The following is a 506-nucleotide window of genomic DNA, read 5'->3' on the forward strand; positions in this document are numbered from 1 at the left end:
ATACTTAACAAAAATCAAAAATAGCGTTATAATGGTATTATGACAAAAGAACTTACCCAAACACAAGTCGAAGAATTAAAGCAAGCACTTAAAGATAAAAATAATGCTCCGCATCATAGAAAAATACAGGCACTCATTCTTTATTCTGAATGCAATAATTTAACATCCGTAGCTAAATCAGTAGGCTTTGTCCATCAGACAGTCCGCAACTTATTGAATCGCTATCTAAGTGGTGGCTTAGAAGCCCTCTTAAAGGAAAATCGTGGTGGTCGCCGCCGCTCCTATATGACGCATAAGGAGGAAGAAGATTTCCTTAAAGAGCAACTCTCTTCTTCTTTGAATGGAGAATTCGTTACCGTTAACTCCCTCTTTAAAGCCTATCAAGAGAGAGTTGGGCACAAGACAACCCGAGAAGGTTTCTATGCTCTCCTGAAACGTCATGGTTGGCGTAAAGTTAGCCCACGTCCCCAACATCCGAAAAAAGCAGACGCCGAAACCATTTTAGC

Annotated in this window: 1 protein-coding gene; it reads left to right on the forward strand. The window is 40.3% G+C overall.

Translation table 11 applies throughout. The features are described from left to right. Positions 1 to 39 precede the first annotated feature (39 nt). The coding region (locus ODU34_RS10165) for a helix-turn-helix domain-containing protein (protein ID WP_153059458.1) at positions 40 to 506 on the forward strand (467 nt) is incomplete at its 3' end.

The sequence above is a fragment of the Streptococcus sp. 2018WUSS126 genome, from assembly GCF_044427425.1.
GTDB lineage: Bacteria > Bacillota > Bacilli > Lactobacillales > Streptococcaceae > Streptococcus > Streptococcus hashimotonensis.